The sequence below is a fragment of the Halalkalibaculum sp. DA384 genome (assembly GCF_043951955.1).
In the GTDB taxonomy this organism is placed as follows: domain Bacteria; phylum Bacteroidota; class Rhodothermia; order Balneolales; family Balneolaceae; genus JAMQKA01.
The window spans coordinates 1-19,935 of the sequence record NZ_JBINJE010000047.1; the positions used below are offsets into that span (position 1 = coordinate 1).

Annotated in this window: 20 protein-coding genes; 19 read left to right on the forward strand and 1 reads right to left on the reverse strand. The window is 43.0% G+C overall.

Going from position 1 to position 19,935, the window contains the following annotated elements:
• Positions 1 to 537 precede the first annotated feature (537 nt).
• The 19 genes from ACG2E4_RS16975 (at position 538) to ACG2E4_RS17065 (ending at position 19,391) form a co-directional block, all read left to right on the forward strand.
• Positions 538 to 1,128, forward strand: a complete 591-nt coding sequence (locus ACG2E4_RS16975) for a hypothetical protein (RefSeq protein WP_395277324.1) — start codon at positions 538 to 540, stop codon at positions 1,126 to 1,128.
• A 41-nt stretch (positions 1,129 to 1,169) separates the two neighbouring features.
• Positions 1,170 to 2,168 carry an SDR family oxidoreductase gene (locus ACG2E4_RS16980; RefSeq protein WP_395277325.1) on the forward strand — a complete coding sequence of 333 codons (999 nt, stop codon included), beginning with the start codon at positions 1,170 to 1,172 and terminating at the stop codon, positions 2,166 to 2,168.
• 170 nt (positions 2,169 to 2,338) lie between these two features.
• Positions 2,339 to 3,406 carry a dTDP-glucose 4,6-dehydratase gene (rfbB, locus tag ACG2E4_RS16985; RefSeq protein ID WP_395277326.1) on the forward strand — a complete coding sequence of 356 codons (1,068 nt, stop codon included), beginning with the start codon at positions 2,339 to 2,341 and terminating at the stop codon, positions 3,404 to 3,406.
• Positions 3,407 to 3,566: 160 nt separating this feature from the next.
• On the forward strand, positions 3,567 to 4,427 hold the full coding sequence (gene rfbA, locus ACG2E4_RS16990; RefSeq protein ID WP_395277327.1) for a glucose-1-phosphate thymidylyltransferase RfbA: 861 nt from the start codon (positions 3,567 to 3,569) through the stop codon (positions 4,425 to 4,427).
• 216 nt (positions 4,428 to 4,643) lie between these two features.
• Complete coding sequence (locus ACG2E4_RS16995; protein ID WP_395277328.1) at positions 4,644 to 5,048, forward strand: four helix bundle protein; 405 nt, start codon at positions 4,644 to 4,646, stop codon at positions 5,046 to 5,048.
• Between the two features lie 129 nt (positions 5,049 to 5,177).
• Positions 5,178 to 5,723, forward strand: coding sequence for a dTDP-4-dehydrorhamnose 3,5-epimerase (gene rfbC, locus ACG2E4_RS17000; RefSeq protein ID WP_395277329.1), 546 nt, complete (start codon positions 5,178 to 5,180; stop codon positions 5,721 to 5,723).
• A 48-nt stretch (positions 5,724 to 5,771) separates the two neighbouring features.
• Positions 5,772 to 6,473 carry a GNAT family N-acetyltransferase gene (locus tag ACG2E4_RS17005; RefSeq protein WP_395277330.1) on the forward strand — a complete coding sequence of 234 codons (702 nt, stop codon included), beginning with the start codon at positions 5,772 to 5,774 and terminating at the stop codon, positions 6,471 to 6,473.
• Complete coding sequence (gene rffA / locus ACG2E4_RS17010) at positions 6,470 to 7,642, forward strand: dTDP-4-amino-4,6-dideoxygalactose transaminase (protein WP_395277342.1); 1,173 nt, start codon at positions 6,470 to 6,472, stop codon at positions 7,640 to 7,642. The genes ACG2E4_RS17005 and rffA overlap by 4 nt, the downstream gene beginning before the upstream one ends.
• Positions 7,593 to 8,759 (forward strand): TDP-N-acetylfucosamine:lipid II N-acetylfucosaminyltransferase, encoded by a 1,167-nt coding sequence (locus tag ACG2E4_RS17015; RefSeq protein ID WP_395277331.1) that lies wholly within the window; start codon positions 7,593 to 7,595, stop codon positions 8,757 to 8,759. The genes rffA and ACG2E4_RS17015 overlap by 50 nt, the downstream gene beginning before the upstream one ends.
• 6 nt (positions 8,760 to 8,765) lie before the next feature.
• Positions 8,766 to 10,070: an MOP flippase family protein gene (locus ACG2E4_RS17020; RefSeq protein WP_395277332.1), complete on the forward strand. Its 1,305-nt coding sequence runs from the start codon at positions 8,766 to 8,768 to the stop codon at positions 10,068 to 10,070.
• 47 nt (positions 10,071 to 10,117) lie between these two features.
• A complete protein-coding gene (locus ACG2E4_RS17025; RefSeq protein WP_395277333.1) occupies positions 10,118 to 11,233 on the forward strand; it encodes a glycosyltransferase in 1,116 nt (371 codons plus the stop codon).
• Between the two features lie 77 nt (positions 11,234 to 11,310).
• Positions 11,311 to 12,519: a glycosyltransferase family 4 protein gene (locus tag ACG2E4_RS17030; RefSeq protein WP_395277334.1), complete on the forward strand. Its 1,209-nt coding sequence runs from the start codon at positions 11,311 to 11,313 to the stop codon at positions 12,517 to 12,519.
• A gap of 5 nt (positions 12,520 to 12,524) precedes the next feature.
• Positions 12,525 to 13,595, forward strand: coding sequence for a glycosyltransferase family 4 protein (locus tag ACG2E4_RS17035; RefSeq protein ID WP_395277335.1), 1,071 nt, complete (start codon positions 12,525 to 12,527; stop codon positions 13,593 to 13,595).
• Positions 13,596 to 13,597: 2 nt separating this feature from the next.
• Complete coding sequence (locus ACG2E4_RS17040) at positions 13,598 to 15,226, forward strand: formyltransferase family protein (protein ID WP_395277336.1); 1,629 nt, start codon at positions 13,598 to 13,600, stop codon at positions 15,224 to 15,226.
• 69 nt (positions 15,227 to 15,295) lie between these two features.
• On the forward strand, positions 15,296 to 16,498 hold the full coding sequence (locus ACG2E4_RS17045; RefSeq protein ID WP_395277337.1) for an ArnT family glycosyltransferase: 1,203 nt from the start codon (positions 15,296 to 15,298) through the stop codon (positions 16,496 to 16,498).
• Positions 16,499 to 16,537: 39 nt separating this feature from the next.
• Positions 16,538 to 17,704, forward strand: coding sequence for a glycosyltransferase family 4 protein (locus ACG2E4_RS17050; RefSeq protein WP_395277338.1), 1,167 nt, complete (start codon positions 16,538 to 16,540; stop codon positions 17,702 to 17,704).
• A gap of 495 nt (positions 17,705 to 18,199) precedes the next feature.
• Positions 18,200 to 18,418, forward strand: a complete 219-nt coding sequence (locus tag ACG2E4_RS17055; protein WP_395262255.1) for a hypothetical protein — start codon at positions 18,200 to 18,202, stop codon at positions 18,416 to 18,418.
• Between the two features lie 101 nt (positions 18,419 to 18,519).
• A complete protein-coding gene (locus tag ACG2E4_RS17060) occupies positions 18,520 to 18,927 on the forward strand; it encodes a hypothetical protein (protein ID WP_395277339.1) in 408 nt (135 codons plus the stop codon).
• Positions 18,928 to 19,130: 203 nt separating this feature from the next.
• Positions 19,131 to 19,391, forward strand: coding sequence for a hypothetical protein (locus tag ACG2E4_RS17065; protein WP_395277340.1), 261 nt, complete (start codon positions 19,131 to 19,133; stop codon positions 19,389 to 19,391).
• Positions 19,392 to 19,728: 337 nt separating this feature from the next.
• On the opposite strand, the gene ACG2E4_RS17070 is transcribed toward ACG2E4_RS17065, so the two are convergent.
• On the reverse strand, positions 19,729 to 19,935 hold a 207-nt coding region (locus ACG2E4_RS17070; protein WP_395277341.1), incomplete at its 5' end, for a hypothetical protein.

The following is a 19,935-nucleotide window of genomic DNA, read 5'->3' on the forward strand; positions in this document are numbered from 1 at the left end:
GTCCCTTTTGGCTTGACCCAAAAGGAACCAAAAACTCAAGGCGGTGAATGGGGCACCCGCTGCAGCCTGTGCAGGCGTGGATGTTGATGGTCCGTCACGCTGGTAGCCCGCTATCAAGGTTCTCACCGGCAGGGCATCCACAAACGCCTGCTTCGGCCTCCGCGCCCCATTCAAGGCCGGGAAAGACCAGGTTGTATATTTTGTAGCCCGCCCCCCTTGTCAGACAGAAATTCTTCCGGTCTTGGACATGATGCTATAACTCGTTCATACGATCTCCCCTTCGAAATTCATCATTTTTAATTCTTCATTCATAATTCCCATCCACCACCCAAAAGATTAAGAAATTCTTAACATTATAATTATATTCCCGCTTGACATAAAAAACCTCAACCATTAACCTTACGCCCGTTATTCAACCGTTGAAAAGTTGAGTGGCAGCCGTTAAACCCAGTGGACAAAACAGTCATTGAGACAACAAGCAAGGACGAACCCTCAACAATCAACAAAAAGACCTTCGACTTTCGACCTTCAGACCTTATGACACCCAAACCCAGATCTACGCCCAACCCCACCCCGAAGTCCTTCGTACCGCACGGTTTTTCACCGGTAATGCTCATTGCTATTGCCACCTTAACTTTTCTCTTCCTGTCTCCATTTCAAAAATTTGCCCAGGGCCAACAAGCACCCGGGCAGCAATTTAGAATGGGCGAACGCATCATCCGGGTAGCTGAACCGGGGCAGCTGGCCGACTCGGTCAATGTGTGGGGCGATGTGGGCAGCCCGGGGCGATATTTGGTCCCGAAAGACACCAGGCTGCCTCAGCTTATTTCCTACGCTTTCGGTCCCGGAACGTTGAGCAACCAGCAAACTCAACTCGACTGGTCGAAGATGCGGATTGAAGTTAATATCTCTGAATACAGTTCAGACTCCGGTATGGAGACGCTCACCCAGTTTAAATACAGGATGAATGAGCCACTGCCTGAGGGAATGCGAAAATTCAAACTGGAAAACAACCAGGTGGTAGCCCTGCAGGTCAAGCGGAGGCCCTCCATTATCGATTACGCACAGGTAATCGGCCCGATTATATCACTGGTGGCAACCAGTATCATTCTTGTAGAGAGACTTTAACTATTACTATTTACCTGCCAATTTAAGCAAGGAAATTTCTGATGTACGAAGAAGCTTTTACGGAAGACAATATCAGTCAATATGCATTTCTCGTAACCGGCGGTGCAGGATTTATCGGCTCCAACATCGTGGAATACCTGGTAAAACAAGGCGCGGGCCAGGTCCGGGTGCTCGACAACCTCTCAACCGGCAGGTTTAAAAATATTGAGGAGTTTGTGAACCGGGATGAGGTTGAATTTATGGAAGGTGATATAAGCGACCCGGCCACCTGCAGGGAAGCGGTACAAGGTATGAATTACGTTTCCCACCAGGCCGCGCTGGGGTCCGTTCCCCGCTCCATCGAAGATCCGCTGAATACCAACAATTCCAATATCACTGGCTTCCTGAATATGCTGGTGGCCGCCCGCGACGAGCCGTCGGTAAAGAAGATGGTCTATGCGGCCAGCTCCTCGACCTATGGGGATAGTGAAGAGCTGCCCAAGGTGGAAGAAAATATCGGCAAGCCGCTGAGCCCGTATGCGGTTACCAAGTATGTGAATGAGCTCTATGCGGATGTATTCAGCCAGGTGTATGATTTCAATACCATCGGGCTCCGCTACTTTAATGTATTTGGCCCGCACCAGGATCCGCACGGGGCGTATGCGGCCGTAATCCCGATCTTTATGCAGGCCGCCATTGAAAAAGAAACGCCCACTATCAACGGGGACGGCCTGACGACCCGCGACTTCACCTATGTAAGCAATGCGGTACAGGCCAATATCAAGGCCCTATTAAATACCGGGGAACTGAACCGGCATGAAGTGGTAAATATTGCATGCAACGAGCAGATTACGCTGAATGAGTTGTGGGAAACGATATCGAAGCTGGCTAATGTAGATATTGAAGCAAACCACGGCCCGGAACGGCCGGGTGACGTTCGCCATAGCCTTGCCGATATCTCAAAGGCGGAACGACTGTTTGACTATAATCCCGGGGTCTATGTAAAGGAGGGCCTGGAAAAGGCGTTTGAACATTACAAGAGAACATTGTCAAAAGTCTGATAGTCTGAAAGTCAAAGGTCGGAAAGTCGAAGGTCCAAAGTCATCATGACCTCAGACCTCAGACCTTGGACCTTAGACCTTGGACCTTAGACCTTAGACCTTCAGACCTTAGACTCTGTAAGTTAAAATTTGAGCGTTCACTTAACTCGAACACTAACAAAAAGTTACCATTGAGTACATCACCCTCGCAAACCATCCTCGTAACCGGTGGTGCCGGATTTATTGGCTCCGCCCTCGTCCGTTATTTAATTCGGGAAACAGACAATACGGTTATCAATGTAGACAAATTGACCTATGCCGGACATCTGGAAAATCTTGAAGAAATTGATCACACCGCAAGATATCACTTCGAAAAGGCCGATATCTGCGATTCAGATGAAATGAAAGATATGTCTCGCAAGTATAAGCCTGATGCCGTCGTGCATCTGGCCGCGGAATCGCATGTGGACCGCTCCATCGACGGCTCGGCGGAGTTTATCCGAACCAACATTGTGGGAACCCACAACCTGCTGGACATCGCCAAAGAATATTATGAGGACCTGGGGGAGCAGAAAAAGAAGCAGTTTCGCTTTCTCCATGTGTCCACGGACGAAGTATATGGGGAGCTTGGGGAAGAAGGATTCTTTAAAGAGACCACGCCCTACGATCCCCGGTCGCCCTACTCGGCCAGCAAGGCGTCCTCCGACCACCTGGCCCGTGCATGGTTCCACACCTACGACTTCCCGGTGCTGATCACCAACTGCTCCAACAACTACGGCCCGTACCAGTTTCCCGAAAAGCTGATCCCGGTCGTCATCCTCAAGGCCCTGCAGGGAGAGGATATCCCGGTGTACGGCACCGGCGAAAACGTGCGCGACTGGCTCTATGTGGATGATCACGCTCGCGCCCTCTACAAGGTATTGCAGGAAGGGGAGATCGGTGAAACCTACAACATCGGCGGACACAACGAGAAGCAGAATATTGAAGTGGTTAATACGATCTGTTCTATTTTGGATGAGTTACAGCCTAGAGATAAAGGTAACTATGAGGATCAGATCACCTTCGTCACCGACCGCCCCGGACACGACTTTCGATACGCCATCGACGCCTCCAAGATCGAAGCCGAACTCGGCTGGAAACCCGAAGAAACCTTCGCCTCCGGCATCCGCAAAACCGTGCAGTGGTACCTTGATAATATTGACTGGTGTGAGGCAGTAACAAGCAACAACTACGATTTAGAACGCCTTGGCACGACCTAATTGTCAAAAGTCGAATGTCTGAAAGTCGAAAGTCGAATGTCGAAAGTCCGACCTTTGACCTTTGACCTTCAGACCTTAGACCTTAGACCTTAGACCTCAGACATTCGACCGTTGACAAAAATCGAAAAATTTCAAAAACAAAACTAAAAGCAAAAACAACATGAAAGGCATTATCCTCGCTGGTGGAAGCGGAACCCGCCTGTATCCCATAACAAAAGGCGTATCCAAACAGCTGCTCCCGGTATACGACAAACCGATGATTTACTACCCGCTTTCGGTGCTGATGCTGGCCGGCATACGCGACATACTCATTATCTCCACCCCCAAAGACACGCCCCGGTTTGAAGAACTCCTCGAAGACGGCAGCCAGTGGGGTCTGAACCTGCAGTACGCCGTACAAGACGAACCCAACGGGCTGGCCGAGGCCTTTATTATCGGGGACGAGTTTATAGGCGATGATGATGTGTCTATGATCCTGGGCGACAACATCTTCTACGGGCGGGGCCTTTCGGAAATGCTCCATAACGCCGCAGGACGCGAGCAGGGCGCCACCGTCTTCGGCTACCAGGTGAGCGACCCCGAACGCTTTGGCGTGGTGGATTTTGACGAAAACCAGAAAGCGCTTTCCATTGAAGAAAAGCCGGATGACCCCAAAAGTAACTATGCCGTCACCGGCCTCTACTTCTATGACAACCGCGTGGTCGATATCGCCAAAAACATAGAACCCTCCGACCGCGGGGAACTCGAGATCACCGATGTGAATAAACAATATCTAGAAGCAGGAGACCTGAACGTAGAATTGCTGGGCCGCGGCTTCGCCTGGCTCGACACCGGCACCCACGATGCCATGCTCGAGGCCGCCCAGTTTGTAGAAATTATCGAGCGGCGGCAGGGGCTCAAGATCGCCTGCCTCGAAGAGATCGCCTGGCGCAAAGGGTGGATCGACGACAGCGAAGTGCTGGCAATGGCCGACGAATTGTCGAAAAACGGCTATGGCGAATACCTGGCAGAATTAGTCTGAAGGTCGAATGTCTAAGGTCGAATGTCGAAAGTCCAAGGTCGAAGGTCCAAGGTCTGAATGTCCAAAGTCACCTTGACCTTAGACTTTAGACCTTCAGACCTTCGACAACCAAAACGACCTTCGACCTTCAGACCTTTGACCTTCGACTAGTATTATGACCTTACAAAAAGTAAAACTACTTTTGTCACTATTTGTTAGCATCTAAAACAGAATTCAATGCCAACAATAACCAAATTCGAAGACCTGGAGGTCTGGCAACTTGCCCGTGACATTGTCAACGAAGTATATACGTTGACCAACAGTCAAGACTTTAGTCAGGATTACGCACTGAACGATCAAATTCGGCGGTCAGCCATTGGCATTATGTCGAATATTGCCGAAGGCTTTGAATCCGGCTCTGACAAGCAGTTTGCCCGTTATTTGAAAATTGCCAAAGGATCAGCCGGTGAATGCCGGGCCCAATGTTATATAGCACTGGACCAGGATTATATAAGCAAATCAGAATTTAATAATTGCAAAGATAAGCTGACTAAGTGCTCCGGAAAGTTATCACGATTAATCAGCTATTTAAATGGCAGCACAAACCAGGTTAATGAACTCGAAATTATTTATGATACATAATAAGGATGTCAAAAGTCGAAAGTCCAAGGTCGAATGTCGAATGTCCAAAGTCCCTTGACCTTCGACCTTCAGACCTTCGACAACCATATGACCTTAGACTTTCGACCTTCAGACTTTAGACACTAAAAAATGCCCTTTACCTTCGAACAACTCAAAATCCCCGACCTAATCCTCGTAACCCCAAAACGATTCACCGACGAGCGGGGAGCGTTCATGGAAACATACAAGGAATCGGCCTTTAAAGAATATGGCATCGATTACGATTTCGTGCAGGACAACCACTCCGTTTCCAGGAAAGGCGTACTCCGCGGCCTCCACTACCAGCGGCCGCCCAGGGCGCAGGGCAAGCTGGTGCGCGCGGTGCAGGGCCGGATATTTGACGTGGCGGTGGATATTCGCGAGGATTCTGAATCGTTCGGGGAATGGGTTGGCATGGAGCTGAGCGACCAAAACCGGCGGATGCTCTTTATCCCGCCCGGCTTTGCCCACGGGTTTTGCGTGTTGAGCGAGCAGGCGGTGGTGCATTATAAGACAACGGCAGAGTATGCTCCTGAGTGTGAAGGGGGTATTCGGTGGGATGATGAGGAGTTAGATATTGATTGGCCTAATAAAGAAATCCTAATTCTATCTAAAAAAGATAATAACTTAAGACCATTTAACGGGATTTCTTTGTAATCATATAAATTTACTTACAGGTTTGAATATCATATGATATAATTAATTATGATCAAAAAATTAGATTGGGATAGTAATTTCTTTGGTTATAATATTGGAAGATTAGATTTATATAGATCAGTATTTCAACCCTCTGATATATATAACTTGGATTCTTTTGATTTAATATATTTATATGCTCATGAAGAAGTTGAGAATAAGGAAGAGCTACCAAAACCTTTTACTAAAATAATATTTAGCAAGAAACTTGAAGAATTTTATTCAAGTCCTAGTTTAAAACATGAAAATATATATAATATTAATAACAAAAATATAAATAATAAAGAAAAACAAAAGCTAATAAATTTAAGTTATCAGAGTGGAATTTATTCACGGTTTAAATTAGATGAAAAATTTAGTGATAATGAATTTGAAAAGTTATATCAAAAATGGATTGAAAATAGTTTAAGCAAAAAAATTGCAGATAGGGTTTTTGTTTGCAAAAAAGAAAATGAAATAGTTGGCTTTGTAACTTTAAGACTAAGAAATAAAAAATCCGTTATAGGATTAATTGCTGTAGATGAAAAATATAGGGGCGTGGGAATTGGCAGTAAATTATTAGACACCGCTAAAATTTTTGCAGAAAAAGAAAAATGTAAATACTTGGAAGTAGCAACCCAACTTCAAAATAAGCCAGCATGTAATTTTTATTTAAATAACGGATTCTTTAAAAAGGAAGTAATACATATATATCACTTATGGAATCAATGAATATTCCTTTTAACAAGCCATTTCTTACAGGTAAAGAACTCAACTTTATCGAAGATGCTGTAGAAAGTGGTCATATCTCTGGAAATGGAAAATACACTAATAAGTGCCAGCAGTTTTTTCAAAGAGAATTTGGATTTGATGATTGTTTATTGACAACATCCTGTACAGATGCTCTTGAAATGGCAGCAATATTATTGGATATCGAGCCTGGAGATGAAGTGATTATGCCCTCCTATACATTTGTTTCTACAGCTAATGCCTTTGTTTTACGCGGAGCAAAAATACGATTTGTTGATTCACGTAAAGATCATCCTGGTATGGATGAGTCAAAAATTGAGGACTTAATAAACGAAAATACGAAAGCCATTGTAGTGGTCCATTATGCAGGGATAGCTTGTGATATGGGAAAGATTATGGCAATAGCTAATAAACAAAATTTATATGTAATTGAAGATGCTGCTCAAGCAATTGACAGTTATTATATCACTGATGATACTCAGAGTCAATTAGGAGGAATTGGTCATTTAGGAACATTTTCTTTCCATGAAACGAAAAACGTGATTTCTGGTGAAGGAGGGATGTTGACAATAAATGACGATAAATTTACAGAACGAGCTGAAATTATCTGGGAAAAAGGTACCAACCGTTCTGCGTTTTTTCGGGGAGAAGTAGATAAATATGGCTGGGTGGATATAGGATCTTCTTTTCTTCCCTCTGAATTGAATGCAGCTTTTTTATATGCCCAGTTAAAAAACATGGTAGAGATTCAGAAAAAACGCCTTAGAATTTGGAATCGATATCATGAAGGGTTGCAAGAAGCTTGTAAAAAGCTAAATATTAATCAGCCAACCATTCCCAATTATGCAACTAACAATGGTCACATGTATTATCTAGTTTGTGAAAGCGAAAAACAGAGAAATGCATTTATTACCTTTTTAAAGGAACGGGATATACAAAGTGTTTTTCATTATCAGTCACTACACAAATCAAAATTTTACCGCAAAAAGCATGACGGTCGATTGCTACCGAAGACAGAATGGTATTCAAACTGCCTTGTTAGGTTGCCTTTCTATTATGAGTTAACTAAAGAAGAACAAGAATTTATCATTAGTACAATTCATGAGTTTGCAGAACAATTCAAAGCCGATAGTGCATATAGCCACGGATGAAAAGTTTATTGATACAGCCCATAATATTTATGAGAAGGCTTTTCCTGGGAAAAATAAATTTCTGATTATAAAACGCTATAAAAATCAGGAAATAGAACATTTATCGGACTATAAAAATTATCATTTTATTTTTATAAGAAATATTGATGAAAGGATAAGTAGTACATTAAGTAAGGCTGACGTTATTGTATTTCATGGAATTAGTACTAGTATGCTTTCATTAATAAAGATAATACCAGAAAATACCATAAAGATATGGAATGTATTTGGTTTTGAAGTATATAGAAATCCCTATTTGTGTGGCAAGGAGTTGTATGGGAAAAAAACATATGAAAAATTTGTTTATAGCTATAAAAAAGAAATGAAAAAGAAAATAAAGCCTTTCTATTACAAATTATTTAAGCATCAAAAAGAACCTTATTTACAACTCATAGAAGTGATGAAAGGTATGCATTACATGGGAATACTGTATAAGGAAGAATTTGAGTTTTTCAAGGATAAGATTGGCTTAAGAGATATAAAGCAAATAAGATTTACTTATTTCCCTATTGAAAATGTGCTTGATATACAGTCCGGTGTTGTAAATGGAAATAATATATTAGTGGGGAATTCGGCTTCTTATTCTAATAATCATTTGGAAGCTTTTGAACAATTGAAAAAAAATAAAGTTGAAGATAAAAAAATTATCTGTCCTCTTAGTTATGGAGATGAGGCCTACGCAGAAAAAATTATCAAAAAGGGAAAAGATCTCTTCGGATCTAATTTTAAACCGCTAAAGAAGTTTTTGCCAATTAGGGAATACCAAAAAATATTAAAGAGTTGTGGGCTTGTATTAATGAACCATTATCGTCAACAAGCAGTCGGAAATGTTTTAAATGCAATTCATTTAGGATCAAAAGTTTATCTTAACAAGAAAAACACATTATATCATTATTTAAACCGTATCGGATGTGATATCTATTCTATAGAGAATGACTTTAACGCTTCAAATAAAGACAAATTTAATTTGTTAGAGAAGAAAAAAGTAATGAAGAATAGAAAAATAATTGAAGATGAGCTATCCTTGGGAAAAATTTGTGAGGAACTAGTTCACAAAATTAGTCCACTATTAAATTAATCCTGGATGTCATTAAGAGACAAAAGTATTTCGGGAGTAAAGTGGACAACTGTTTCAACTATTGTTGTTGCTTTAGCTAGTCTTTTAAAAGTTTCTGTTCTAGCACGTTTCTTATCAGCTGGTGCTTTTGGATTGATGGCCCTCGTCAATTTTGTATTAGGCTTCATGAAATTATTCATGGATGCTGGATTAACTACAGCAATATTACATAAGCAAGATATAACATTAAAAGAGTATGCTAGTTTATATTGGATTAATGTATTAATAAGTCTCGCTTTATTTATTGCAGTAACTTTATCAAGCAGTTTAATTGCTGGTTTTTACGAAGAGCCAGAGCTTTCTACTTTGATTCCATTGATGTCATTAAGTATAGTCTTTGCTGCTCTGGGTAATCAATTCAAAACGATTGAGCAAAAACAATTGAATTTTCGTTATTTGGCATTTGTAGATATTTCTGCTGCATTAGTTAGTTTAGTATTGGGCATAATTTTAGCTATTAAAGGATTTGGAGTCTACTCTTTAGTTTATGCTGGGTTAGCAAAATTTGCTGTTTCGTATATTGTTTATTTTGTAAAAGGGTTTAATGATCATGGAATGATATTTTACTTCAGTTACAATAAAGCAAGGCCTTTTCTTGGAATAGGTATATATCAAGTTGGTGGACAGATAGTTAACTATTTCAATAAAAATTTAGAGGTCTTACTTATAGGTAAATTTTTGGGATCAGATGCTTTAGGAGCTTATGATCTTGCGAAGCAATTGGTCAAAAGACCAAAATCAATCTTGAATCCAGTGATAACTAAAGTAGCTAGTCCAGTCCTTTCATTTGTACAGAATGATAAGGTTCAATTAAAAAATAAATTCCTCAAATTTTTAAATTTTGTATCTACAGCAAATTTTACCGTTTATATATTAATCGCGTTATTTGCTTATCCAATAGTTTATTTTGTTTACGGCCCAGATTTTCTGAATATAGTTTTTGTAGTTCAGGTTTTGTGTTTATACATGTATTTACGATCGATCGGTAATCCTATAGGTAGCTTAGTAGTTGCTACAGGAAGAACAGATGTCGAATTTTATTGGAATTTATTTGTTTTATCTATAGTTCCCATTCCTATTTTTATTGGTGCTCAATTTTCAATTGAAGTAGTTGCAATTAGTTTAACCTTTCTTATGGTGTTACTTTCAATTTTAAGTTGGAAATATTTAGTTAATAAATTGTCTAATGCATCTTTTAAAGAATATATATTAAGTTTACGTCCAAGATGGCAACGTATTTATAAAATAGTCTTATCAGAAATCTCCAAGTAAAATCATTTATCCTTTTAATGATAAGTGATTTTTTTAGGATATTGTATATGAAAAAAAAAATTTCAATAGTTCTTCCTAACCTGTGCAGTGGCGGCGTAGAGCGCATGCGTATTCATCTTGCTGATTATTTCATAAGAAAAAGCTATGAAGCCCAATTCGTACTATTCCAAGAAAAAGGTGAACTGTTAAGCCTGGTTCCCGATGAGGCAGAGGTCATAAACCTGAATGCAAAAAAACTCCGGGATGGCTTAATACCACTCCGTAATTATATAACAAGCGAGAAACCAGATGCCTTGTTGGCTGCAATGTGGCCGGTGTCAATCATCGCGATTTGGGCAGCGAAATATTTAAAGCACAAACCCCGAGTGGTTATCAGCGAACATAACCAGATAACCAGTACCCCTATGTACAGAAAAGGAAAAAAAGGGTTAAATAAATGGCTCATTCCATTCAGCATGCGGCTTTCCTATCCACATGGGGATAGCGTAATAGGGGTATCCAAAGGGGTTGTTAGCGATTTAAGGAATCTTAGTAATCAACCTTTGGAACATGCAACAGTGATTTATAACCCGGCTGCACCCGCTACTGAAAAAGTGGATGCAATAGAGGCAAACAATGAGTTTTGGCGATCCCAAACATCAAAAAGAATAATTGGCATAGGTTCATTAAAAAAACAAAAAGACTTTCCTTCTTTGATACAGTCCTTTGGAAAAGTCCAAAAAGAGATCGGTGCAGAGCTTCTCATTCTGGGAGAAGGGGATGAACGCCCGAGGCTGGAGCGGATGATCCAGGAGCGAAACCTGGAGGATTCGGTCCACCTGCCCGGGTTTGTTGAAGAGCCATTGCAATATCTGAAGAGTGCCGACCTGTTTGTGCTTTCCTCCGCCTGGGAGGGGTTCGGTAACGTCATTGTAGAGGCCTTGGCCTGTGGGGTACCGGTGGTCAGCACCAATTGCAAGTCGGGACCGGCAGAAATCCTGGAAGATGGGAAGTATGGCAGGTTGGTTCCGGTGGGTAACCCAGATGCTATAGCTCATGCCATATTAGAAGAGTTGGAAAAAGAGCATGACCCTGAATTTTTAAAAAAAAGAGCGCAGGATTTTTCGGTGGAGAAAATTGCCGACCAATATTTGGAGCTGCTTTTCCCAGGAGATAACAGCTAATGAGAATTTTACTTATACTTGATTCCCTTTTAAGAAATAAATGTAATTTTTCAGCCTGACATTGTTGTTCCCACTTTATGGCGAAAAAAAATATTTTGTATTTATCCTACACCGGCTTACTGGAGCCGCTCGGCCAATCCCAGGTGTTAAACTACCTGCAGCGACTGTCAAATAACCATACCATTTACCTGATAACTTTTGAGAAACCGGGGGATCTTCAGGATGGGGAGGAACTTGAACGACTTAGAGATCAATGCAGGGAATATCATATCAACTGGATTCCATTAACCTATCATAAAAACCCGCGCCTGCTGGCCACAATTTATGATATGGCACGTTTTGTTTTGAAAGCATATGGTGTAATTAAGAAAGAACATATCAATGTTATCCACTGCCGCGGATACATCCCCACTTTCATTGGATTATGCCTGAAGAAGTTGAGCAAAGTGCCATTTATCTTTGATATGCGGGCGTTCTGGCCAGATGAGATGGTAACAGCGGGACGATTGAAGGAGGATTCCTTGTTGTACAAAATGTTGAAGAAATTGGAGGCGAAGTGTTTGAAAGAGGCCGATCATGTGGTAACCCTGACCAAAGCTGCTGAAGAATTTTTAACTGGGAAGTACAGTTCGGAAGGTATGGCGGATAAAATAACAACAATACCGACCTGCGTGAACCTGGACCTGTTTTCAATGAATGGACAAGGGCAGCAAAAGGAACAGAAAAGTGAAATGGTTTTGGGATCGGTGGGCACGGTCAGTGGCTGGTTTAAAATTGACTGGTTATTTAGCTTTTATAAAGCGTTGAAACAGCGGATTCCCACTATATCCTTACAGTTCGTTTCCCGCGATTCCGCGGATTTTATAAAAAGTGAAGCGGAAGAAAACGGGGTACATCCTTCTGAGTTAAAAATTGGCAGTTGCACCTACCAGCAGGTACCCGGGAAAATGCGGAATATGACGGTCGGGGCGTTTTTTTTTGAACCGGGATTTTCCAAACTGGGCTCTGCTCCAACCCGCATGGGGGAATTCCTGGCCTGCGGCGTGCCGTGTGTGGCCAATTCAGGAGTGGGGGATGTGGCCCATATTATCAATAAATATAAGGTAGGTGTTGTTATCGACCGAACAGATGAAACAACACTGGGGGAGGCTGTTCATGAGCTAAGTAAACTGATCGAGGATCCGGAGTTGGCTAAAAGATGCCGGTATGCTGCCGAAGATTGGTTTTCGGTAGAAAAGGGAGTGCAAAAATATGACCAGATATATCAAGGATTATCCAGGAATTAGATAGAATGAGTACAAATGACAATAATGAAATGTCTAAGAACATTGTATTTATCTCTGAAGGGATTAATGCGCCGTCGTCGAGATTTAGGGTTGACCCTATAGCAGAACGATTGTCAAAAAAGGGATGGAACTGTCAACGCTTATATCGTTATGGCAGGATAGATGCTCAGATAAAGAATAAATACCTCCAAAAAGGGTATAGGGCGTGTGCACGTATTATTACGGCTTGCCAGACTGCCCTTATTACAAATGCCGATCTCGTTTTTGTACAGCGGTTGTCGTGGCCCTGGTCATCATTGCCGGAGCAGTTGATTGCCAAAAGAGGCATACCGGTGGTTTTTGATTTTGATGATGCCATATTTTTGAATGGTAGAAGAGAAAAATCTCCGGCCCGTCAACAGGCCCTCCAGGATATATACCAGGCAAGCAGCTTAACCATTGCGGGGAATGAATGGTTGGCGAAAAATTCAACACCGTTTACTCGAACCGAAGTAATCCCAACCTGTATTGATGTAGAAAAATATTCGCCCGCCGTAAAGAAAAAACATAAAAACGATCCTGTGATCGGTTGGATGGGGACCAGCTCTAACTATGTTGAATTGCAGTTGGTGGTTGATGCTATTAAGAAGCTCAGAAAAAACGGGCATCAATTTACGTTTCGTATTGTATCTGACCTAAAGAACGATGATTTGATTAGGGAGCTTGATGCAGAGTTTGAATACTGGTCTGATGAGAAAGAGTTGGAGCAGCTTCAATCTTTTGATATCGGCCTGATGCCTCTTCGTGATATCGATTGGACGAAAGGGAAATGTTCATTTAAAATCATTCAATATATGGCGGTTGGTGTACCGGCTGTAGCTTCTGATGTAGGCTTTAATAAAGAAGTTGTTACCGATCAGCAGGACGGTTTGTTAGTTTCAGGCAGCCGGCAATGGTATGAGGCTCTTTCTACATTGTTAACTTCAGCTGATCTGCGAGAAAAGGTGGGTGATAATGCTCGAAATACTGCTGTTCAACGATTTTCGGTATCCAATGCAGCGGAAAAGTATGATCATTTATTTAGAGAGTTGGTGTAGTAGTGAATAGCATTACCATAGGTATATTAATTGGTCCCGAGGGGTTGCGCAAGTGGCAGGTGGAGTGTTTACAGGTAATTCGTGAGCTTCCGAATATCGAAGTTTGTTGCTTGGTCCAAAAAAGGGAGAACCAATTAGATAAGCAGAAGCTAACTAACCAAAAAGTTTCGTTCTTAAGCCGAATCAAGCGATCAATAGTTGCACCCAAGGAAATGCATGTGGAGGAACCTCCGGAATGGCTTTTTGAAATACCATATCACGGCGTATCTGTTGAAAAAAAAGGATATAAGGAATTTTTCCCACAGGAGGATATCCAATGGATACAGTCAAAGAAACCAGATCTTCTTCTTCGTTTCGGTTTTGGGATTTTGGCCGGACGGATATTAAATATAACGGCTCATGGTGTTTGGTCTTTTCATCATGGTGATCTGGAAAAGTACAGGGGAAGACCTCCTGTTTTTTGGGAGATGCTTAATCAAGAAAATAGAGTGGGTATTACGCTTCAGCGCCTCGAAGAAAAACTGGATGCTGGAAATATAATTGAACAAGGATTTGTTCCGGTTGCCAGGGGATCGTTTAAAAAAACGTTAAGCCTGTGTTATCGCCAAAGTGTATTGCTGTTAAAAAAAGCTCTTATTGCGTTAGAACATGATAACTTATGTTATGATAAACCTGGAAATTTGGGGCAGGTTTATAAAAATCCCAATATCAGGCAATTAATGATACTTGTTATTCTTTTGCTAAAAGCTAAGATTGCATGGTTTTTAGAAAAAGCATTTTGGAGCTATGATTGGAAAGTTGGTCTTTTAAATATAAAAGCTATTACACTTGAAAAGGAGAATGCAATAGAACCTGAATGGCTTCGTGGTCCTGAAAAAGGGTTCTTTGCGGATCCTTCTTTTTCTCCTTTGGATGACAATTTTATTTTTGTTGAAGAGTGGTTGCAGAATGAAGCCAAAGGAAAAATTACGAAAGTTAATTTAGACAATAATGAATTTTCTGTAATCCTGAAGGAGGATTTCCACTTGTCTTTTCCAAAGGTTTATAACGTGGATGACAGCTACTGGCTGGTGCCTGAAATGAAGGAGAATAATAAACAGGGTGGATATCGTTTAGAAGCTGATAATACGGTAGCCGAGAAAAACTACAAGACAATAAAAGGTGTATCGGGTGTTGATCCCATATTTTATAAACACAATGAAAAATGGTGGGCATTTGTATCTCCGGCTGATGAAAGCAGTTGTTATCATTTAAATTTATATCATGCTGATTCTTTTTGGGGGCCTTACACCTCCCATTCGTTGAACCCTGTAGTTATAGATTCATACGGAGGGCGAATGGCAGGCCCTATTTATGAAAAAAAAGGAATTATGTATAGATTTGGTCAGCGTTTTGGAAAGCGTTATGGCGAAGGGATTGATATCTTTGAAATTGAAGAATTATCGAAGCAGGGGTACCAGGAAAAGCGTCTCGGGTCTATTGTTTATTCGGGCGCAAAGAAAGGCAAAGGAATACATTCTATAGAATTTGGCGATGGCATTAGTTTAGTTGACGGCTATACTTTGAAGTTTAGCTGGCGTGCAGGTATTGATCGAATATTGAATTACTTTCGGCGATACTCCAATTCGTGAGCACAACGTAACGCCAATACATAAATGCGTTAAAAATGTTTTTTATGACTGTTAATAGTTTACAGTAATATGTGGGGAATTGTATTTCTACTTATTGGAATTTTAGGATTTCTAATCTACTGGCTGGGTAATAGGAAGCTGGGCCGGTTGCTGTTTGTGGCTTATATAGCCCGGGCCGCGGCCGCGCTGATCCACCAGTACGTTTTTATACTCCCCGCGGGCTGCTGTGATGCATTTAGGTTTGAAGCCAATGCCTGGCAATGGTCGCAGTACAGCGGCGATGTTTTTTTAGAGTTGTTTAACCCGTCCAGCTCTTATGTGATCAGCTGGCTGGGAGCTCTGCTTTATTCGGTATTCGGCCGCGATATGCTGCTGCTACAGATGTTCAATGTATTCCTGGGTACCATTACCGTCTATGTGGTGTACAAAATTGCCGATGAATTCCTGGAACAAAGATACGCCTATATAGCCGCCTGGCTTTTTGCGCTGCATCCTACGGTCATAGAACATTCGGCCGTATTTCTTCGCGAAGTCCAGGTTATTCTGTTTTTGAGCCTGGGTATTCTCTATTTCGTCAAGTGGCTCAAAACGAACCGCTCCCTGTTTGTGGTAAATTCGTTCCTTTTTACCATCCTTAGTTCCTTTTTCCACGGGGGGATGGTCTTCGGCATCTTGGTCATGGCCATTGTTGTGGGCGGGGTTATTCTGAGCAGGTACCTGCGGGCGTTAGAAACGACCAGGGTAAAGAAAGGTACGTTTTTAACAACTGCTGTTGTTACGGTTGGTATTGTGGTATTAAGTATGCAGGGACTGCCTGAGCTTTCTACGGTCGGTGATCTCTCCCGCTTACTGGCGGCAGAACAAGCTGCAGACGCGGCCGGTACTGCTGTGGAAAACCGGGCGCATGGCGGGGCCGCCTATTTAACGGGGATGGCACCAGGCAACCCGTTGGATATTATTTGGCAGGCACCCATTCGAGTAGTCTATTTTCTGTTTTCGCCTTTCCCGTGGGATATAAGTTCTATTACGCATCTAAAGGGGTTTATTGATTCTGGTTTCCTAATATATATAAGCTATATCATGTGGAAGTACCGCAGGGAACTATGGGCTAATGACATTTTCCGCTATCTCTTTTATATACTGTTGTTATATGTCTTTGTATTTAGTTACGGGACGTCCAATTTTGGTTCTGCCATTCGTCATAAATCCAAGTTTATGCCTATTATCGTCATGTTCTATGGGTTAAAACAGTATCACTGGCGGAAGGAATAGTGTCTATTCGTTAATATTGATTAATTTTTTTACAGTGAAATGAAACTTCTCTTCGTCGTTAACGATTATTCCTTTTTTGTAACCCACCGCCTTCCCATAGCAAACACCTGTATTGACAGGGGGTGGGATGTACATGTCGCCACCCCTCAAATGGATGAGGCGGCCGAACAGGCCCGCCGTGAAGGCTTGACCTGGCACGGGCTGGCGATGGATCCCGGGTCCCTGAATCCCGTTACCGACCTGCGTTCGGTATGGGACCTTGCCAGGCTGTACAAAACGGTTGGGCCCGACCTGGTGCACCATGTCACCGTCAAGGCGGTGCTGCACGGCAGCATGGCGGCGCGGATGGCCGGGGTGCCGGCGGTGGTGAACGCCCTTTCGGGGCTCGGCTATCTCTATATCAACCACAACCTCAGGAACAGGGTGATTCGCCCCGTGGTGAATACCCTCTTTCGCCTGGGGTTTAATCATCCCAACAGCCGGCTCATCTTGCAGAACGAGGATGACAGGCAGATGGTGCTCGATTACAAACTGTTGGACCGGGAGGCGATTACGATCATCCGGGGTTCCGGGGTCAATACCCAAAAATTTGATTATCTCCCGGAAACGAATGACGATGTTACCGTGGTGCTGCCGGCCCGCATGCTGTGGGACAAGGGGGTCGGGGAGTTCGTGGCGGCGGCCCAGAAGCTGAACCGGGAGGGGATCGATGCGACGTTTCACCTGCTGGGAGACACGGACCCCAAAAACCCGAAGTCGATCCCGAGGGAACGGCTCAGGGAGTGGGACAGCGAGGAGGGACTGTTTTATGAAGGCTACCAGGAGGATATGGTAACGGCGCTGGAGGAGTCCAGCATCGTGTGCCTGCCCTCGTACCGCGAGGGTCTGCCCAAGGCCCTGCTTGAGGCGGCGTCGGTGGGGCGCCCGATTGTCACTACCGATGCGCCGGGGTGCCGTGAAGTGGTGGATGACGGGGAGAACGGCTACCTGGTGCCGGTCAAAGATTCTAATATGCTTGCCGAGAGGATAAAAACGCTGGTCAACGACCCCGGCCTCCGGAAAAGATTCGGCGAAAAGGGCCGGCAAAAAGTGGAGGAGAGCCTCTCCGTTGATCACGTGGTGGACAAAACGCTGGCCCTCTACCAGGCATTGCTCGAATCAGCAGAAACAGGTTCAGCGACCGCAAAAGAACCCGCCGCCGAATAAAGCCCCCTCCCGGGCAGAATAGCATCATGGGCCACTTTGAGCAGTCGTACGATTAGAATTACGATTTTCCCATTCGAAATCCTTAATCCCTAATCCCACACTCCACTACAGGCGTGGAGGGATAGAGAACAATGCCCTTTCTAAAACCCCCGGGTTTCCGAACAACGCCTTCCTCCCAAACCTGCGAGGTTTCTTTCCTGGAAAGGCAGTGGCCTTGAGAGGGGTCGTCCCTTCCGGAGTAACAAACCTCGCAGGTTTCGAACCATGCTTTGGTTGGAGAAGAGGGAGTTAGCTTGCTTAACGAAGTTTCAACGTAGTTGAGGGAGATTGAATAAATAGGAATTTAAAACTGTTAACTATATAATCACTTAAATTGAAAATGAAAATAATTCACGTTGCAAGCGCCCGCCAAAAACATCTTGATAAATAATCAGGGTAGATTTTTGTTATATTTATAAACAGAAAGATATTATTTAAAGCACAGGAAATGTGATTATGAGTAGGAAAAAAGAAATAACGACCGATGAACTTAATAAGGCGTTGTGGCATATATCGCGCGAGGCTCGCAGAAAGAACAGGGCCCTGGGATTAGACACGTTGTATGAAAAGGATGGTTATCTGGTTAAATTAGATGCTTCCGGTGAAGAACACAGGATCAAAAAGCTTGAGAAAAAGAAACAATCCTCCCCGCCTCGAATAGTGATCTTTGATTAATGCCCGTACCACGAGTTAGAATGTTTGCCGGACCGAATGGATCCGGAAAGACCGAACTCATCCAAAGGTTGGATAACACCGGAATACCACTGGGACCGGTGTTGAATGCAGATAAGCTGTTGAACCAGCTTGAAAATGCTGGATATCTGGATCTGAGAGAGTATAAGCTGACCGGTGTACTTCAGGAAAATTGGACGGAAGCTTTAGAGAAGGTTGGGGAATTACAAACCCGTATTGAGAAGGCGGGGAATGTTCCTCATGTACGGCTCAAAGAAGATATGCTTATTTGTGAAAATAATGACTTGGATGCCTATACGGCTGCTCTTATTACTGATTTTCTACGATACAGGATGCTCGATGAGCAAATAAGTTTTAGTTTTGAGACAGTAATGTCGCATCCCGGTAAAATTGACTTCCTGGAGTTTGCTAACCCGGAATATTCACCAAGAAATTTGGTTGTGCACAAGGCGTCCCGACAATGGCGCAGGAGGCGTACCGAGGTACGTTGACGAGCCATTTTCGGGAGACAACGAAGTGCACGACCCAATTTCGCAGCCCGTTGCAACTACACCCAAATTTGAGCTATAGATAATTTTTTGTATCTGAAATAAAATCGATTACTAAACCTTCATTTTCTATTATTTCGTGAATAATCCGGGCTAAGTCGAAGGGATACAAGACATATCTTTATTTTATTGCAACGGATGATCCCATGATCAATATAAGCAGGGTGAAAAACAGGGTCGAGAAGGGTGGGCATCCGGTTCCTGAACAGAAGATTATTGAAAGATATGAACGGAGTTTGTCACTTCTATATAGTGCCCTCAAGACAACAGACCGGGCATACATACTGGATAATTCCAAGAGACGAAGTTCCGTACTGTTTGAAAAGAAGAATGATGGCAAAGGGTATCTGCAGGTTGAAAATTATCCCCGCTGGTTTGAGAAAGCCGTACTGGAAAAGTTAAATTGATTTTGGAACTCTTGGAATAAGATCTAGCTCAGTATGCAATAAAGGCACTGTTAAAATCCCTTCCCGAAAGCGGTCGGGACAGGCTTTGGTTGGAGAAGAGGGATTTAGCTTGCTTAACGAAGTCTTCATTCCTCATTCCTCATTCTTCATTGAACATCCCCCTGCACCTCCTTCGAACATCATTTACCGCTTTTCCATCATAACTGCCACAAGGGGGAAAGCCCCGGGTTCTCCGTTTCTGCCCCTTCGAAATTCATCATTCTTCATTCATAATTCCCATTCTCCGGCGGCGAATTTTTTGGTATTCTTCGATGAAAAAATGAACAAGGAAAGATGATTAAGAAGCCTGAATGTGAAATAGGAGACTGTTTTCCCCAACCGAGGTGTCCCTTTTGGCTTGACCCAAAAGGAACCAAAAACTCAAGGCAGAGAATGGGCCAAACGCTGCCGCCTGTGCAGGCGTGGATGTTGATGGTCCGTCACGCTGGTTGCCTTCTATCGAAGTTCTCACCGGTGCAACATCCACAAACGCCTGCTTCGGCCT

Coding starts and splice junctions, on each gene's coding strand:
- ACG2E4_RS17020 (WP_395277332.1), top strand. CDS start 8,766: ATGTCATTAAGAGACAAAAGTATTTCGGGAGTAAAGTGGACAACTGTT.
- ACG2E4_RS17015 (WP_395277331.1), top strand. CDS start 7,593: ATGAGTTTGCAGAACAATTCAAAGCCGATAGTGCATATAGCCACGGAT.
- rfbA (WP_395277327.1), top strand. CDS start 3,567: ATGAAAGGCATTATCCTCGCTGGTGGAAGCGGAACCCGCCTGTATCCC.
- rffA (WP_395277342.1), top strand. CDS start 6,470: ATGAATATTCCTTTTAACAAGCCATTTCTTACAGGTAAAGAACTCAAC.
- ACG2E4_RS17005 (WP_395277330.1), top strand. CDS start 5,772: ATGATCAAAAAATTAGATTGGGATAGTAATTTCTTTGGTTATAATATT.
- ACG2E4_RS17055 (WP_395262255.1), top strand. CDS start 18,200: ATGAGTAGGAAAAAAGAAATAACGACCGATGAACTTAATAAGGCGTTG.
- ACG2E4_RS17050 (WP_395277338.1), top strand. CDS start 16,538: ATGAAACTTCTCTTCGTCGTTAACGATTATTCCTTTTTTGTAACCCAC.
- ACG2E4_RS17030 (WP_395277334.1), top strand. CDS start 11,311: ATGGCGAAAAAAAATATTTTGTATTTATCCTACACCGGCTTACTGGAG.
- ACG2E4_RS17035 (WP_395277335.1), top strand. CDS start 12,525: ATGAGTACAAATGACAATAATGAAATGTCTAAGAACATTGTATTTATC.
- ACG2E4_RS17065 (WP_395277340.1), top strand. CDS start 19,131: ATGATCAATATAAGCAGGGTGAAAAACAGGGTCGAGAAGGGTGGGCAT.
- ACG2E4_RS17025 (WP_395277333.1), top strand. CDS start 10,118: ATGAAAAAAAAAATTTCAATAGTTCTTCCTAACCTGTGCAGTGGCGGC.
- ACG2E4_RS16995 (WP_395277328.1), top strand. CDS start 4,644: ATGCCAACAATAACCAAATTCGAAGACCTGGAGGTCTGGCAACTTGCC.
- ACG2E4_RS17045 (WP_395277337.1), top strand. CDS start 15,296: ATGTGGGGAATTGTATTTCTACTTATTGGAATTTTAGGATTTCTAATC.
- ACG2E4_RS16980 (WP_395277325.1), top strand. CDS start 1,170: ATGTACGAAGAAGCTTTTACGGAAGACAATATCAGTCAATATGCATTT.
- ACG2E4_RS16975 (WP_395277324.1), top strand. CDS start 538: ATGACACCCAAACCCAGATCTACGCCCAACCCCACCCCGAAGTCCTTC.
- rfbC (WP_395277329.1), top strand. CDS start 5,178: ATGCCCTTTACCTTCGAACAACTCAAAATCCCCGACCTAATCCTCGTA.